Origin of the sequence: Ottowia sp., assembly GCF_047601385.1 — a bacterium.
GTDB lineage: Bacteria > Pseudomonadota > Gammaproteobacteria > Burkholderiales > Burkholderiaceae_C > Ottowia.
In genome coordinates this window covers 1578123-1593382 of the sequence record NZ_JASGJP010000001.1, presented here as the reverse complement: position 1 = coordinate 1593382, position 15260 = coordinate 1578123, and the positions used below count along the sequence as shown (strand labels likewise).

General features: G+C 69.9%; 17 protein-coding genes and 1 pseudogene. 15 read left to right on the top strand and 3 right to left on the bottom strand.

Features of this window, described 5'->3' with window-relative positions:
- The first annotated feature begins 7 nt into the window (after positions 1 to 7).
- The 11 genes and pseudogenes from mlaD (at position 8) to QM772_RS07730 (ending at position 9989) form a co-directional block, all read left to right on the top strand.
- Positions 8 to 499 (top strand): outer membrane lipid asymmetry maintenance protein MlaD, encoded by a 492-nt coding sequence (gene mlaD / locus QM772_RS07780; RefSeq protein WP_415135185.1) that lies wholly within the window; start codon positions 8 to 10, stop codon positions 497 to 499.
- 86 nt (positions 500 to 585) lie between these two features.
- Positions 586 to 1323, top strand: coding sequence for a VacJ family lipoprotein (locus QM772_RS07775; protein WP_415135183.1), 738 nt, complete (start codon positions 586 to 588; stop codon positions 1321 to 1323).
- A 94-nt stretch (positions 1324 to 1417) separates the two neighbouring features.
- On the top strand, positions 1418 to 2071 hold the full coding sequence (locus QM772_RS07770) for an MlaC/ttg2D family ABC transporter substrate-binding protein (RefSeq protein WP_415135181.1): 654 nt from the start codon (positions 1418 to 1420) through the stop codon (positions 2069 to 2071).
- 1 nt (position 2072) lies between these two features.
- Positions 2073 to 2375: an STAS domain-containing protein gene (locus QM772_RS07765; RefSeq protein WP_415135179.1), complete on the top strand. Its 303-nt coding sequence runs from the start codon at positions 2073 to 2075 to the stop codon at positions 2373 to 2375.
- Between the two features lie 44 nt (positions 2376 to 2419).
- The gene (locus QM772_RS07760) at positions 2420 to 3364 is read left to right on the top strand and encodes an ABC transporter ATP-binding protein (protein WP_415135177.1); all 945 of its coding nucleotides are present in this window, start codon (positions 2420 to 2422) and stop codon (positions 3362 to 3364) included.
- An 8-nt stretch (positions 3365 to 3372) separates the two neighbouring features.
- On the top strand, positions 3373 to 4182 hold the full coding sequence (locus tag QM772_RS07755) for an ABC transporter permease (RefSeq protein WP_415139519.1): 810 nt from the start codon (positions 3373 to 3375) through the stop codon (positions 4180 to 4182).
- A 1-nt stretch (position 4183) separates the two neighbouring features.
- A complete protein-coding gene (locus QM772_RS07750; RefSeq protein WP_415135175.1) occupies positions 4184 to 4429 on the top strand; it encodes a BolA family protein in 246 nt (81 codons plus the stop codon).
- 71 nt (positions 4430 to 4500) lie between these two features.
- Positions 4501 to 5778 (top strand): UDP-N-acetylglucosamine 1-carboxyvinyltransferase, encoded by a 1278-nt coding sequence (gene murA, locus QM772_RS07745; RefSeq protein WP_415135173.1) that lies wholly within the window; start codon positions 4501 to 4503, stop codon positions 5776 to 5778.
- Positions 5775 to 6449: an ATP phosphoribosyltransferase gene (gene hisG / locus QM772_RS07740; RefSeq protein WP_415135171.1), complete on the top strand. Its 675-nt coding sequence runs from the start codon at positions 5775 to 5777 to the stop codon at positions 6447 to 6449. Before murA ends, hisG begins: the two co-directional genes overlap by 4 nt.
- Complete coding sequence (gene hisD / locus QM772_RS07735; RefSeq protein WP_415135169.1) at positions 6446 to 7822, top strand: histidinol dehydrogenase; 1377 nt, start codon at positions 6446 to 6448, stop codon at positions 7820 to 7822. The genes hisG and hisD overlap by 4 nt, the downstream gene beginning before the upstream one ends.
- Positions 7823 to 7981: 159 nt before the next feature.
- A pseudogene (locus QM772_RS07730) lies at positions 7982 to 9989 on the top strand (acyl CoA:acetate/3-ketoacid CoA transferase).
- A gap of 82 nt (positions 9990 to 10071) precedes the next feature.
- Here the strand turns inward: QM772_RS07730 and QM772_RS07725 are convergent.
- Positions 10072 to 11100, bottom strand: a complete 1029-nt coding sequence (locus tag QM772_RS07725; protein ID WP_415135167.1) for an NAD(P)-dependent alcohol dehydrogenase — start codon at positions 11098 to 11100, stop codon at positions 10072 to 10074.
- 148 nt (positions 11101 to 11248) lie between these two features.
- Between QM772_RS07725 and hisC the strand changes: the two genes are divergently transcribed.
- The 4 genes from hisC (at position 11249) to hisA (ending at position 14484) form a co-directional block, all read left to right on the top strand.
- On the top strand, positions 11249 to 12352 hold the full coding sequence (gene hisC, locus QM772_RS07720; protein WP_415135165.1) for a histidinol-phosphate transaminase: 1104 nt from the start codon (positions 11249 to 11251) through the stop codon (positions 12350 to 12352).
- On the top strand, positions 12349 to 12948 hold the full coding sequence (gene hisB / locus QM772_RS07715; RefSeq protein ID WP_415135163.1) for an imidazoleglycerol-phosphate dehydratase HisB: 600 nt from the start codon (positions 12349 to 12351) through the stop codon (positions 12946 to 12948). Before hisC ends, hisB begins: the two co-directional genes overlap by 4 nt.
- Before the next feature lie 43 nt (positions 12949 to 12991).
- Complete coding sequence (hisH, locus tag QM772_RS07710) at positions 12992 to 13663, top strand: imidazole glycerol phosphate synthase subunit HisH (RefSeq protein WP_415135161.1); 672 nt, start codon at positions 12992 to 12994, stop codon at positions 13661 to 13663.
- Positions 13664 to 13737: 74 nt separating this feature from the next.
- Entirely contained in the window at positions 13738 to 14484 is a 747-nt protein-coding gene (gene hisA, locus QM772_RS07705) for a 1-(5-phosphoribosyl)-5-[(5-phosphoribosylamino)methylideneamino]imidazole-4-carboxamide isomerase (RefSeq protein WP_415135159.1), read from the top strand.
- 27 nt (positions 14485 to 14511) lie between these two features.
- Here the strand turns inward: hisA and QM772_RS07700 are convergent, their stop codons facing one another.
- Both QM772_RS07700 and QM772_RS07695 read right to left on the bottom strand, forming a co-directional pair.
- On the bottom strand, positions 14512 to 14904 hold the full coding sequence (locus QM772_RS07700) for a type II toxin-antitoxin system VapC family toxin (RefSeq protein ID WP_415135157.1): 393 nt from the start codon (positions 14902 to 14904) through the stop codon (positions 14512 to 14514).
- Positions 14905 to 14914: 10 nt separating this feature from the next.
- Positions 14915 to 15178 (bottom strand): AbrB/MazE/SpoVT family DNA-binding domain-containing protein, encoded by a 264-nt coding sequence (locus QM772_RS07695; RefSeq protein ID WP_415135155.1) that lies wholly within the window; start codon positions 15176 to 15178, stop codon positions 14915 to 14917.
- Positions 15179 to 15260: the final 82 nt, after the last annotated feature.

Genomic DNA, 15260 nt, shown 5'->3' with positions numbered 1-15260 from the left:
GAAAATCATGGGACGCTCCAAGAACGACATCTGGGTAGGCCTGTTCGTGATGCTGGGCCTGGCGGCGCTGCTGTTTCTGGCGCTGCGGTCGGCCAACCTGCTGACCACCAGCTTCCAGCCGACCTACCGCATCACGGCGAACTTCGACAACATCGGCGGCCTCAAGCCCAAGGCGGCGGTCAAGAGCGCCGGCGTGGTGGTGGGCCGGGTGGCCGGCATCGGCTTCGACGACGAGCGCTTCCAGGCCCGCATCGCGCTCGACATGGACGCGCGTTTTCACTTCCCCAAGGACAGCTCGCTCAAGATCCTGACCAGCGGTCTGCTGGGCGAGCAGTACATCGGCGTCGAGCCCGGCGCCGACGACCAGAACCTGGCCGGCGGCGATAATGTGACGCAGACGCAGTCGGCCGTGGTGCTGGAGAATCTGATCAGCCAGTTCCTCTACAACAGCGCCGCCAACAACGCCTCCCCCAGCGCCGGCAAGCCGGCGCAGAAATAGGGCAGGGCGCGCGGCGTTTCCCCACCCACGAAAAGCACGATCGGCAGCAGATCAACGACAACATGAGCATTCGAGCAGTTACCGCAATGAGGCGCGCCGCCCTGGCCGCCATGCTGTGCGGCGCGGCGCTGCTGGCGGGCTGCGCCACCGTCGCCAACCCCGATCCGCGCGATCCGTGGGAGGGCTACAACCGGAGCATGACCAAGTTCAACGACGCCGTGGACGACGCCGTCATCAAGCCCGTGGCCACCGTCTACAAGGAAGTGCTGCCGCAGCCGGTGCGCACCGGCGTGGGCAACTTCCTCGGCAACCTGGGCGACGCCTGGTCGTTCGTCAACAGCGTGCTGCAGGCCAAGCCGGAAGCGGCGCTGAGCTCGTTCTGGCGCGTGGTCGTCAACACCACCCTCGGCCTGGGCGGCGTGCTCGACCCGGCCGCCGAGATGCGCCTGGAGCGCCACCGCGAGGACTTCGGCCAGACGCTGGGCTACTGGGGCGTGCCGCCGGGGCCGTACTTCGTGCTGCCGTTCCTGGGCTCGTCCACGCTGCGCGACACCGCGGCGCTGCCGGTGGACTGGTACGGCCACCCCATCGGGCACGTCAACGACGTGTCGCTGCGCAACTCGCTGCGCGCCTTGCAGATCATCCACCTGCGCTCGCAGCTGCTGGAGGCGGGCGAACTCTTCGAGGCCGCCGCGCTCGACCCCTACACCTTCCGGCGCGACGCCTATTTCCAGAAGCGGCGCAACGACATCTACGACGGCAATCCGCCCCAGGACGAAGAGCGCTACGACCTGGAAGAGGGCGAGGCGCCCGCCAAGCCCTGACGCGCCGCCGCACAACCTGTAACAGCCGGCGGGAACCCCCGCGCGCCACGGATATTCCAAGATCACCGGGGCGCGCGGTTGCGCCCGGTGGAGAATGAACCTCATGCAAGCAGACCGACGCCGAGCCGTACTCAGCCCTCTCGTCATCGCCCTGGCGCTGGCCGCCCCCTGGGCGCGCGCCGCCGACGAGGCGCCGGACGCCATGATCGACCGCCTGTCCGGCGAGGTGCTGCAGATCATCCGCGCCGACAAGGCGGTGCAGAGCGGCGACGTGGACCGCGTGATGGCCATCGTCGACCAGAAGATCATGCCCAACGTGAACTTCACGCGCATGACGGCCTCGGCCACCGGCCCGGGCTGGCGCAAGGCCACGCCGGAGCAGCGCCAGCGCCTGCAGGCCGAGTTCAAGACGCTGCTGGTGCGCACCTATGCCGGCGCGCTCAAGCAGGTCAGCGACCAGACGGTGGAAGTGCAGCCGCTGCGCGGCGGCGCCGCCGACAAGGAAGTCGTCGTCAGGACCCTGGTGCGCAGCAAGGGCGAGCCGGTGCAGCTCGACTACCGCATGGAAAAAACCCCGGGCCAGGGCAGCGGCTGGAAGATCTACGACCTGAACGTGCTGGGCGTCTGGCTGGTCGACAACTACCGTCCGCAGTTCGCGCAGCAGATCAATGCCGGCGGCATCGATGCCCTGATCGGTTCGCTGGCCGAGCGCAACAAGGCCAACGTCGCGAACAACGGCAAGAGCTGACGTGCTGGTATTGCCCGCCGAGCTGACGCACGCGCAGGCCGAGGCCTGCCTGAGGATGCTGCTGCAGGCCGCGCGCGCCGAGGCGCAGCCGCGGATCCTGGTGGATGCCTCGGCGCTGTTGCGCTTCGACTCGTCGGCGCTGGCCGTGCTGCTGGAATGCCGGCGCGAGTGCCTGGGCGACGGCAAGGGTTTCGCCGTGCGCGGGCTGCCGCCGCGCTTGCGCGAACTGGCCGGGCTGTACGGGGTGCTCGGCCTGCTGCCCGATCCCGCCGCGTCGCAGGAAACGGTGCTGGCGGCCGCCTGAGCGCAGCGTTCGATCCACGGCAAAAAAGTAGAATGGCGGGCTTCATGCCCGCAATCTCGTTCCAGTCGGTGTCCAAGGTCTACCCGGCCTCCCAGCGGCCCGGCGCCACCCCCCTGAAAGCCCTCGACAACGTCGGTTTCGACATCGAAGCCGGCGAGTTCTTCGGCCTGCTCGGCCCCAACGGCGCTGGCAAGACCACGCTGATCTCCATCCTGGCCGGCCTGGCGCGGCCCACGGCGGGCCGCGTCAAGGTGCACGGCTTCGACGTGCAGGCCGACTACGCGCAGGCGCGCCGGCACCTCGGCATCGTGCCGCAGGAGCTGGTGTTCGACCCCTTCTTCACCGTGCGCGAGGCGCTGGTGTTCCAGTCCGGCTATTTCGGCCTGCGCCGCAACGACGCCTGGATCGACGAGCTGCTGCACGGCCTGGGCCTGGCCGACAAGGCCGGCGCCAACATGCGCCAGCTCTCCGGCGGCATGAAGCGCCGCGTGCTGGTGGCGCAGGCGCTGGTGCACAAGCCGCCCGTCATCGTGCTCGACGAGCCCACCGCCGGCGTGGACGTGGAACTGCGGCAGACGCTGTGGCAGTTCGTCGCCGACCTCAACCGCCAGGGCCACACCGTGCTGCTGACCACGCACTACCTGGAGGAGGCCGAGGCGCTGTGCTCCCGCCTGGCCATGCTCAAGCTGGGCCGCGTGATCGCGCTGGAGAAGACCAGCACGCTGCTGGCCAATGCCACCGCCAGCGTGCTGCACTTCAAGACCGACCAGCGCCTGCCGCCGGCGCTGGCGGCGCAGGCGCGCGTCACCGGCCGCATCGTCGAGCTGCCGGCCCACGGCCCCGAGGAGATCGAGCGCCACCTGGCCGCGCTGCGCCAGGCCGGCGTGCGCGCCGAGGACGTGGAGATCCGCAAGGCCGACCTGGAAGACGTGTTCGTGCAGCTCATGAGCGGGCCGGCGGCCGCGCCGATGCTGGAGCGCGCGGCATGAGTGTCTCGATGAACGACGCCCTGGCCACGCCTGCGCAGCCCCTGCAAGCCCTGCCCGCGCCCGACGACGGCTGGAAGATGCTGCTGCGCAAGGAGGTGCTGCGCTTCTGGCGCGTGGCCTTCCAGACCATCGCCGCGCCGGTGCTGACGGCGGTGCTGTACCTGATGATCTTCGGCCACGTGCTGGAGGGCCGCGTGCAGGTCTACCCCGGCGTCAGCTACGTCGCCTTCCTGGCGCCCGGGCTGGTGATGATGAGCGTGCTGCAGAACGCCTTCGCCAACAGCGCCTCCAGCCTGGTGCAGAGCAAGATCATGGGCAACCTGGTGTTCCAGCTGCTGACGCCGCTGTCGGCCTGGAGCTGGTTCGTCGCCTACGTCGGCGCGGCCGTGGCGCGCGGCCTGCTGGTGGGCCTGGGCGTGTACCTGGTGACGCTGCTGTACGCGCCGCCGCGCGCCGCCGCGCCGCTGTGGGTACTGGCCTTCGCGCTGCTGGGCGCCGGCATGATGGCCGTGCTCGGCGTGCTGGCCGGGCTGTGGGCCGACAAGTTCGACCAGATGGCCATGTTCCAGAACTTCATCGTCATGCCCATGACCTTCCTGGCCGGCGTGTTCTATTCCATCCACACGCTGCCCGGCGTGTGGCAGGGCTTGAGCCACCTCAACCCGTTCTTCTACATGATCGACGGCTTTCGCCACGGCTTCTTCGGCGTCAGCGACGTCTCGCCCTGGCTCAGCCTGGCGGTGGCCGGCGGCAGCTTCGCGCTGCTGTCGGCGCTGACGCTGCACCTGCTGAAGACCGGCTACAAGCTGCGCAACTGACATGACCGCCGACCAACTCAAAGCCCTCATCGCCGCCGGCCTGCCCTGCGAGCACCTGCGCCTGGAGGGCGACGGCCGCCACTGGTTCGCCACCATCGTGTCTCCGGCGTTCGAGGGCCTGCGCCCCATCGCGCGCCACCAGCGCGTGTACGCCACGCTGGGCGAGCGCATGAAGACCGACGAGGTGCACGCGCTGTCGATGAAGACGCTGACGCCGGCCGAATGGGCGGCGCAGGGCGGTGTGTGACTACATTTTTCATAGCTGCCAGCGCTTGCCCAGCAAGCGCTGGAGCCCGATTTGATTCATAAGATGATCGAATGGACAAACTGCTGATCCGCGGTGGCCGCCCACTGCGTGGCGAGGTGGCGATCTCCGGCGCCAAGAACGCGGCCCTGCCCGAGATGTGCGCCGCGCTGCTGACCGACGAGCCCGTGCGCCTGCTCAACGTGCCGCGCCTGCAGGACGTGCGCACCATGCGCAAGCTGCTGGACAACATGGGCGTGGCGACCGAGACGCACGGCGAGCGCGGCGGCATGAGCTTCCACGCCGCCGACCCGATCACGCCCGAGGCGCCCTACGAGCTGGTCAAGACCATGCGCGCCTCGGTGCTGGCGCTGGGGCCGCTGCTGGCGCGCTTCGGCCGCGCGCGCGTGTCGCTGCCGGGCGGCTGCGCCATCGGCTCGCGGCCGGTGGACCAGCACATCAAGGGGCTGCAAGCCATGGGCGCCGACATCGTGGTCGAGCATGGCTACATCGTCGCCCGCCTGCCCGAGGGGCGCACGCGCTTGCAAGGCGCGCGCATCGCCACCGACATGGTGACGGTGACCGGCACCGAGAACCTCCTCATGGCCGCCTGCCTGGCCGAGGGCGAGACGGTGCTGGAGAACGCCGCCCAGGAGCCCGAGGTGACCGACCTGGCCGAGATGCTCATCAAGATGGGCGCGCGCATCGAGGGCCACGGCGCCAGCCGCATCCGCATCCAGGGCGTGGAGCGCCTGCGCGGCTGCGAGCACGCCGTGGTGGCCGACCGCATCGAGGCCGGCACCTTCCTGTGCGCCGTGGCCGCCGCCGGCGGCGACGCGGTGCTGCGCCACGCGCGCGCCGACCACCTGGACGCCGTGATCGAGAAACTGCGCGACGCCGGCGCCACCGTGGAGCCGCTGGAGGGTGGCATCCGCGTCTTCAGCCTGGGCGGCCGGGCGCTGAAGGGCCAGAGCTTCCGCACCACCGAATACCCGGGCTTCCCGACCGACATGCAGGCGCAGTTCATGGCGCTCAACTGCGTGGCGGCGGGCGCCAGCGTGGTCACCGAGACCATCTTCGAGAACCGCTACATGCACGTCAACGAGCTGGTGCGCCTGGGCGCGCGCATCCACGTGGACGGTCGCACGGCGATGATCGACGGTGTGCAGCAACTGTCCGGCGCCACCGTCATGGCCACCGACCTGCGTGCCTCCGCCAGCCTGGTCATCGCCGGCCTGGTGGCCGACGGCGAGACGCTGGTGGACCGCATCTACCACCTCGACCGCGGCTACGACCAGATGGAGGAGAAGCTGCGCGGCATCGGGGCCGACATCGAAAGAGTCTCGGCATGATTACCCTGGCGCTTTCCAAGGGCCGCATCTTCGACGAGACCCTGCCGCTGCTGGCCGCCGCCGGCATCGAGGTGCTGGAAGACCCGGAGAAGTCGCGCAAGCTCATCCTGCCCACCAGCCAGCCCGAGGTGCGCGTGGTGCTGGTGCGCGCCACCGACGTACCCACCTACGTCGAATACGGCGGCGCCGACCTGGGCGTGACCGGCAAGGACGTGCTGATCGAACATGGCGCGAACCAGGATGGTTCCCCAAGGGGAACGGGCCTGTACCAGCCGCTGGACCTGCAGATCGCCAAATGCCACATGGCCGTGGCCGCGCCCGCCGGCTTCGACTACGCGCGCGCCGTGCGCCAGGGCAGCCGCATCACCGTGGCCACCAAGTACACCGCCATCGCGCGCGAGTTCTTCGCCGACAAGGGCGTGCACGTGGACCTGATCAAGCTCTACGGCAGCATGGAGCTGGCGCCCCTCACCGGCATGGCGGATGCCATCGTGGACCTGGTCAGCACCGGCAAGACGCTCAAGGCCAACAACCTCGTCGAGGTCGAGCACATCATGGGCATCAGCGCGCAGTTGGTGGTCAACCAGGCCGCGCTCAAGCTCAAGACCGCGCCGATCCGCCGCATCATCGATGCCTTCGCGGCGGCCGCACCGCAGGCCGAGAAACTATGAAACCGATAGCTGCTCCCGCACGCCTGTCAACGGCCGAGGCGGATTTCGAGCCCAGTTTCCAGCAGCGCCTGCACTGGAGCGCCGAGCAGGACGAGGCCATCGAGCAGCGCGTGAAGAGCATCCTGGCCGACGTGCGCGCGCGCGGCGACGCGGCGGTGCTGGAATACACCGCGCGCTTCGACGGCCTGCAAGCCGCCGGCATGGCCGAGTTGGAACTGACCGCCGCTGATTTCCAGGCCGCCTTCGACAGCCTGCCGTCCGCCCAGCAGCACGCGCTGACCGAGGCCGCCGCGCGCGTGCGCCGCTACCACGCCTGGCAGAAGCAGCAGGGCGGCGAGACGGCCACTTACCGCGACGAGGACGGCACCCTGCTGGGCCAGAAGGTCACGCCGCTGGACCGCGTGGGCATCTACGTGCCCGGTGGCAAGGCGGCCTACCCCAGCAGCCTGATCATGAACGCCGTGCCCGCGCACGTGGCCGGCGTGGGCGAGATCATCATGGTGGTGCCCACCCCGGCGCGCGGCAGCGTGGCCACGGGCGGCAGTGAGGGCGCGGCCACCGCGGGGCAGGGCGAGCGCAGCCCGCTGGTGTTGGCCGCCGCGCACGTGGCCGGCGTCACGCGCGCCTTCACCATCGGCGGCGCGCAGGCCGTGGCGGCGCTGGCCTACGGCACCGCGACCATCCCGCGCGTGGACAAGATCACCGGCCCCGGCAACGCCTACGTGGCCAGTGCCAAGAAGCACGTGTTCGGCCAGGTCGGCATCGACATGATCGCCGGCCCGAGCGAGATCCTGGTGCTGGCCGACGGCAGCACGCCGCCCGACTGGGTGGCGATGGACCTGTTCAGCCAGGCCGAGCACGACGAGCTGGCGCAGTCCATCCTGCTGTGCCCCGACGCCGCCTACATCGACGCCGTGCAGCGCGCCATCGACCGCCTGCTGCCCGACATGCCGCGCGCCGAGATCATCGCCAAGAGCCTCACCGGCCGGGGCGCGCTGATCCACACGCGCAGCATGGAGGAGGCCTGCGCCATCGCCAACCGCATCGCGCCCGAGCACCTGGAAGTCAGCAGCCGCGAGCCGCACAAGTGGGAGCCGCTGCTGAAGCACGCCGGCGCCATCTTCCTGGGCGCCTACACCAGCGAGAGCCTGGGCGACTACTGCGCCGGCCCCAACCACGTGCTGCCCACCAGCGGCACGGCGCGCTTCTCGTCGCCGCTGTCGGTGTACGACTTCCAGAAGCGCAGCAGCCTGATCGAGGTGAGCGCGCAGGGCGCGCAGGCGCTGGGCCGCATCGCCAGCGTGCTGGCGCACGGCGAGGGCTTGCAGGCGCACGCGCGGGCGGCGGAGCTGCGGCTGAAGCCCTCGCCCTGATTTTTACCGCCGGGCCGCCCCAAGGCGGAACGCCCTCCTCTGGGGAGCATGGGGGTTTTCCATGAAGGCGGCGCCGCGCGCCGATCCGGGCCGGACTTCATCTACATTCTGGCGAGTACCGTTCCGCAGTACCCATCCATAGCAAGAGGAGACAAATCCATGGCCACCAGGATCGTGCCCGGCGCAAGCTCGGGCCCCGTCAACAAGATCGTGACCGCGCGCGATGCGGTGCGCCTGATCCGCAGCGGCGACACGGTCGCCATCGGCGGCTTCGGCGGCGTCGGCTTCGCCGAAGAGATCATCCACACCATTGCCGAAGCCCATGCCGCCAGCGAGCAGGATGCCGCCACCTTCGGGCGGCCGAGCGACCTGACGCTGCTCTTCGGCGTCGGGCAGGGCCGGGCCGTCGAGGGCCGGGGCGTCAACCGGCTGGCCCAGCCGGGGCTGGTCAAGCGCGTCATCGGCGCGCACTTCAACTTCATTCCCACGATCCAGCAGCTGGTCATCGGCAACCAGGTCGAGGCCTACAACCTGCCGCTGGGCACCATCTGCCACCTGTACCGCGACATCGCCGCCGGCAAGCCGGGCCATGTGTCGCGCATCGGCCTGGGCACCTTCGTCGATCCGCGCCTGGGCGGCGGCAAGCTGAACGCCAGGACCACGGAGGATTCTGGTGCGGCTGATGGAGATCGACGGCGAGGAATACCTGTTCTACAAGACGATCCCCATCAACGTCGGCATCATCCGCGGCACCACGGCCGACCCCAACGGCAACATCACGATGGAGCGCGAGGCGCTGACCAACGAGACCCTGTCGCTGGCGATGGCGGCGCACAACTCCGGCGGCCTGGTGATCGCGCAGGTCGAGCGCATCGCCGAGGCCAACACGCTGAACCCGCGCCAGGTCAAGATCCCGGGCGTGCTGGTGGACTGCATCGTGGTGGCCACGGACGAGAAGAGCCAGTGGCAGACCAACGCCACGCCCTACAACCCGGCCTATTCGGGCGAGATGCGGGTGCCCATGACCTCGCTGGCGCCGCTGGAGATGAGCGAGCGCAAGATCATCGCCCGCCGCGCGGCGATGGAGCTGCGGCCCAACAGCGTGGTGAACCTGGGCGTGGGCATGCCCGAGGGCGTGGCGGCGGTGGTCGCAGAGGAGAAGGCGTCCGACCTGATGACGCTCACCGCCGAGCCGGGCGTGATCGGCGGCGTGCCGGCCGGCGGGCGCGACTTCGGCGCCGCCACCAACGCGCAGGCCGTCATCGACATGCCCTACCAGTTCGACTTCTACGACGGCGGCGGGCTGGACGTGGCCTTCCTCGGGCTGGCGCAGGCCGACCGCGAGGGCAACATCAACGTGTCGAAGTTCGGCGCCCGGCTGGCGGGCGCCGGCGGCTTCATCGACATCAGCAGCAACGCCAAGAAGGTGGTGTTCTGCGGCACCCACACGGCCGGCGACCTGGAGGTCGCCATCGTGGAGGGCAAGCTGCTGATCGAGCGCGACGGCAAGCACAAGAAGTTCATCGAGCAGGTGGAGCACCGCACCTTCTCCGGCCCGGTCGCCGCGCGGAACGGCAAGGAGGTGCTCTACATCACCGAGCGCGCGGTGTTCCGCCTCACGCGCGAAGGGCTGGAGCTGATCGAGGTCGCCCCGGGCGTGGACGTGCAGCGCGACGTCATCGACAGGATGGCCTTCGCGCCCATCGTGCGCGAGCCGCGCCTGATGGACGCGCGCATCTTCCGCCCCGAGCCGATGGGCCTGCGCGACGATCTGCTGCGGCTGCCCTTCGACGCGCGCTTCGCCTACGACGAGGAGCGCAACACGCTGTTCATGAACTTCTCCGACGAGCACGTCAAGTCGCAGGAGCTCATCGACCGCTACTGCGACAAGATCCGCGCCATGGTCGAGCCGCTGGGCCACAAGGTGTACGCCGTGGTCAACTACGACGGCTGGGAGGTGGACCGCGAGCTGGAGGACCGCTACCTGGAGGCGGTCAAGGCCATGGGCGAGAAGTATTTCCTGGGCGTCACGCGCTTCTCCAGCAGCGCTTTCATGCGCGCCAAGCTGGGCGAGCGGCTGGATTCGCGCGGCGTCGCGCCGCACATCTTCGAGTCCGAGGGCGAGGCCACGGACGCGGTGCGCGAGACGCTGGGGGGCGAGGGCTGAGCGGCCAGGGTTTTTGAATGAAATCGGCCTCCAGCGCCCGCCCATCAAGCGCTGGCAGCTCTTGAATCAGGAGCGATGGGGCTCAGGGCACCAGCACCGCCCGCCCGTGGATGCGGCCCTCGCGCAGGCGCTGGTAGACGCCCACCGCCTCGTCCAGCGGGAACGACTCCACGTCGGCATGGATGCGCCCGGCCTCGGCCAGGGCGATGACCTCCATCAGCTCGGTGCGCGAGCCCCAGTAGGGCACGCTCACCTGGCAGCCGTAGGGCGGCTGGTTGGCCGCGTAGTGCAGCACGCCGCCGCCCAGCCCGACGACGGCGATGCGGCTGCCGCGGCCCACCACCTGCGCGCACAGGTCCACCGTGGGCTGCGCGCCCACGAAGTCCAGCGCCACGTCGGCGCCGCGCGCGCCGACCAGGGCGCGGATTTCCTCGGCCGCGCGTTTGCCGTCGCGGCTGTTGACGGTGTGGTCGGCGCCCAGTTGGCGCGCGTGCGCCAGCTTGGCGTCGTCGATGTCGCAGGCGATCAGGCGCGCCGGCGTCAGCGCCTTCAGCAGCTGCACCGCCATGTGGCCCAGCCCGCCGATGCCGATGACCACCACGTCCGCCCCCGGCACCAGCCAGGGCAGCGCGGCCTTGATGGCGTGGTAGGGCGTCAGCGCGGCGTCGGACAGCGGCGCGGCCTGCACCGGGTCGAGCTTGCCCAGCGGCACCAGCAGGCGCGGGGAGGGCACGATCATGTATTCGGCCATGCCGCCGTCGGCGCCCAGGCCGCCGCCCATGGCGGGCAGGCTGGCGTGCGCCTCGCAGTAGTTCTCGGCCGAGGTCTGGCAGTGGTGGCAGCGCCCGCAGCCCCAGGGGCCATAGACGGCCACGGCGTCGCCTTCCTTCCAGCCCGCCACGCCTTCGCCCAGCGCGGCGATGTGGCCGGCGTTCTCGTGCCCCAGCGTGAAGCTGCCGGGGAACAGCGCGTGGTCGATCACGTGCAGGTCCGAGTGGCAGACCCCGGCGCCCGCCACCCGCAGCAGCACCTGGCCGGGGCCGGGCGTGGGCGTGGGCAGATCGACGACTTCGGGCGAGCGCCCGGTCTGGACGTAGCGAACGGCTTTCATGCGGAGTCTCCTTCGTTGGGATGGCGTGAAAGCCGAGCCTATACCTTGCCGACGCCGCGTAAATGAATTCAGATCAAATCCTGGGGCCAATCCGGGTGCGGGCGGTAACATCCCTGCCAGGCCGCGCCGGCCTTCCCACCGCCACCGCATGAAACCCGAAGTACCCCTGCCCTCGCCCCTCGCCCGCATCCGCCAGGACGTGCAGAGCATGCACGCCTACGCCGTGCAGGACGCCGCCGGCCTGCTGAAGCTCGACGCCATGGAGAACCCGCACCGCCTGCCGCCCGCGCTGCGCGCCGAGCTGGGCCGGCGCCTGGGCGAGGTGGCCATCAACCGCTACCCCGGCACCCGCGTGGACGATCTGCGCGCCGCCCTGCATGCCCACGCCGCGCCGCCCGAGGGCTGGTCGCTGATGCTGGGCAACGGCTCGGACGAACTCATCAGCCTGCTGGCGATGGCCTGCGACATGCCGGGCGCCAGCATCGTGGCGCCGCTGCCCGGCTTCGTGATGTACGGCATGAGCGCGCAGCTCCAGGGCCTGGCCTTCCACGGCGTGCCGCTCACCGCCGATTTCGAACTGGACGAAGCCGCCATGCTGGCCGCCATCGCGCGCCACCGCCCCGCCATCGTCTACCTGGCCTACCCCAACAACCCCACCGGCACGCTGTGGGACGCCGGCGTCATCGAGCGCCTGATCGACGCCCAGGGCGCGCAGGGCGGCCTGGTGGTGATGGACGAGGCCTACCAGCCCTTCGCCGCCCGCAGCTGGATCGACAGCGTGCGCGCCGCGCCCGCGCGGCACCGCCACGTGCTCGTCATGCGCACCCTCAGCAAGTTCGGCCTGGCGGGCGTGCGCATCGGCTACCTGCTGGGCGAGGCGGGCCTGGTCGCCGAGGTGGACAAGCTGCGCCCGCCCTACAACATCAGCGTGCTGAACGCCGAGTGCGCGCTGTTCGCGCTGGAACACGCCGAGGTGTTCGCCGAGCAGGCGGCCGACATCAAGGCCCAGCGCGCGCGGCTGCTGGCCGCGCTGCCCGCGCTGCCCGGCGTCACCGTGTTCCCGAGCGAGGCCAACATGATCCTGGCGCGCGTGCCCGACGCGCAGCGCGCCTTCGAGGGCCTGAAGGCGCGCGGCGTGCTGATCAAGAACGTTTCTAAAATGCACCCGCTGCTGGCCGACTGCGTGCGCCTGACCGTGGGCACCGCCGACGAGAACACCCAGATGCTGGCCGCCCTGCAAGCCTCGCTATGACCACCACCCCACGCACCGCCGAAGTCGCCCGCGACACGGCCGAAACCAAGATCGCCGTCAGGCTCAACCTCGACGGCACCGGGCAGTCCAAGCTCGCCACCGGCATCGGCTTCTTCGACCACATGCTCGACCAGATCGCCCGCCACGGCATGATCGACCTCGACGTGCAGTGCCAGGGCGACCTGCACATCGACGGCCACCACACGGTCGAGGATGTAGGCATCGCCATTGGCCAGGCCGTCAAGCAGGCCGTGGGCGACAAGCGCGGCATCACCCGCTACGGCCACGCCTACGTGCCGCTGGACGAGGCGCTCTCGCGCGTGGTCATCGACTTCTCCGGCCGGCCCGGCCTGGTCACGGACGTGCAATTCACCAGCGGCATGATCGGCGCGTTCGACACGCAGCTGCTGCACGAGTTCTTCCAGGGCTTCGTCAACCACGCCTTCGTCACCCTGCACATCGACAACCTGAAGGGCGTCAACGCGCACCACCAGGCCGAGACCATCTTCAAGGCGTTCGGCCGCGCCCTGCGCATGGCGCTCACGCCCGACTCGCGCGCCGCCGGGCAGATTCCGTCCACCAAGGGTATGCTTTAAGCAAAATCGGCCTCCAGAGCTTGCCAGTCAAGCGCCAGCAGCTATGAATTCAGGAGTAAACCAGACCGTCGCCGTGGTCGATTACGGCATGGGCAACCTGCGCTCGGTGGCGCAGGCGGTGATCCACGCCACCACCGACACGCACGTCAACGCCGTCATCACCGCCGACCCGCAGGTGGTGCGCCGCGCCCACCGCGTGGTGCTGCCGGGGCAGGGCGCCATGGCCGACTGCATGCGCGAGCTGCGCGAGTCGGGCCTGCTCGAATCGGTGCTGGAGGCGGCCGCCGCCAAGCCGCTGTTCGGCGTCTGCGTCGGCATGCAGATGCTGCTGGACCACAGCGCCGAGGGCCGCACCGCCGCCGGCACGCCGGGCCTGGGCCTGATCGCGGGCGAGGTCGTCAAGTTCGACCTGGCCGGGCGGACCGCCCCCGACGGCAGCCTCTACAAAGTGCCGCAGATGGGCTGGAACCGCGTGCACCAGGCGCGCCCGCACCCGGTGTGGGGCGGCGTGCCCGACGGCAGCTGGTTCTACTTCGTGCACAGCTTCTACGCCCGCCCGCGCGAGGCGGCGCACAGCGTGGGCGAGACCGACTACGGCGCGCGCTTTACCTCCGCCGTGGCCCGCGATAACATTTTTGCCACCCAGTTCCACCCCGAGAAAAGCGCTGATCAGGGCCTGATGCTCTACCGCAACTTCCTCCACTGGAACCCCTGAGATACTCTGATTTTGATAGCTGGCGGCGCTTGACTGGTGCGCGCTGGCGGTCTTTTTAACCCTTAACTCCGATCATGCTGCTCATCCCCGCCATCGACCTCAAGGACGGCCACTGCGTGCGCTTGAAACAGGGCGACATGGACCAGGCCACCACCTTCAGCGAGGCGCCGGCCGAGATGGCCGCGCACTGGCTGGCGCAGGGCGCGCGCCGCCTGCACCTGGTGGACCTGAACGGCGCCTTCGCCGGCAAGCCGCAGAACCTGGCCGCCATCAAGGCCATCCTGAAGGCGGTGGGCGACGACATCCCGGTGCAGCTGGGCGGCGGCATCCGCGACCTGGACACCATCGAGCAGTACATCGACGCCGGCCTGCGCTACGTCATCATCGGCACCGCGGCGGTGAAGAACCCCGGCTTCCTGAAAGACGCCTGCACCGCCTTCGGCGGCCACGTCATCGTCGGCCTGGACGCCAAGGACGGCAAGGTCGCCACCGACGGCTGGAGCAAGCTCACCGGCCACGAGGTGATCGACCTGGCGAAGAAGTTCGAGGACTGGGGCGTCGAAAGCATCATCTACACCGACATCGGCCGCGACGGCATGCTCTCCGGCATCAACGTCGAGGCCACGGTGAAGCTGGCGCAGGCGCTGTCGATCCCGGTGATCGCTTCGGGCGGGCTGTCCAGCATGGCCGACATCGAGGCGCTGTGCGCGGTGGAGGAGGAGGGCGTCGAGGGCGTCATCGCCGGCCGCGCCATCTACTCGGGCGACCTGGACTTCGCCGCCGCGCAGGCGCGTGCGGACGAGCTGGGCGGCGCGGCGTAAATCCGGCGCGGCCCGCGCGCCACCGCGTCAGCGGATCGGCACCACTTCGACCTGCACCGCCGCCGCCACGTCGGCCCAGGCGCGGTCGGCCGTCACGGCCCTGGCCTGCAAGCCCTTGGCCAGCGCCAGGCAGGCGCGGTCGCCCAGCGACAGGCCGGCCTCGCGCGTGAGCGGGCGCAGCGCGGCGCTGATGACGGCTTGCCCGGCATCGAAATCCACCGGCGCGACATTGCTCTGCCGCAGCACCTCGCCCAGCCGCGCGGGCGCCAGGCCGTAGTCCATCAGCTTGCTGGCCACCTCGGCCAGGTTGACGGTGCTGATCACGCACTCGCCTTCCTCCAGCAGGGCCTCCACCACTTCGCTGCCGGGTTCGGCCTGCATCAGGGCGAGCAGGGCGGAGGCATCCAGCACGTGCGGCATGGCAGGTGCTTCAGTGGCCGTCGCGCGCGTTGTCGGCGCGGCGCTCGCCGATCAGCTCGCCCGCCAGGCTGTGCCCGGGCGCCACGTTCAGCTCCTGCATCAGGCGGCTGAAATAGGCGCGGCGCTGCACGGCGCGCTGGCTGGCCGAGGTCAGCACCAGGCTGCCATCGCGCACTTCGGCGTGCACGCGCGTGCCGGGCTTCAGGCCCAGCTGCTCGCGCAGCGCGGCGGGTATCAGCACGCGGCCGTTGTCGGAGATGGTGAGGTCTGTCATGACAATGAAGAATCCTTGATTGCCTGAAGTTTGTCAATTTATAGAAAATTGTCAAATCAGATGGGAGTGACAATTTTGTCTC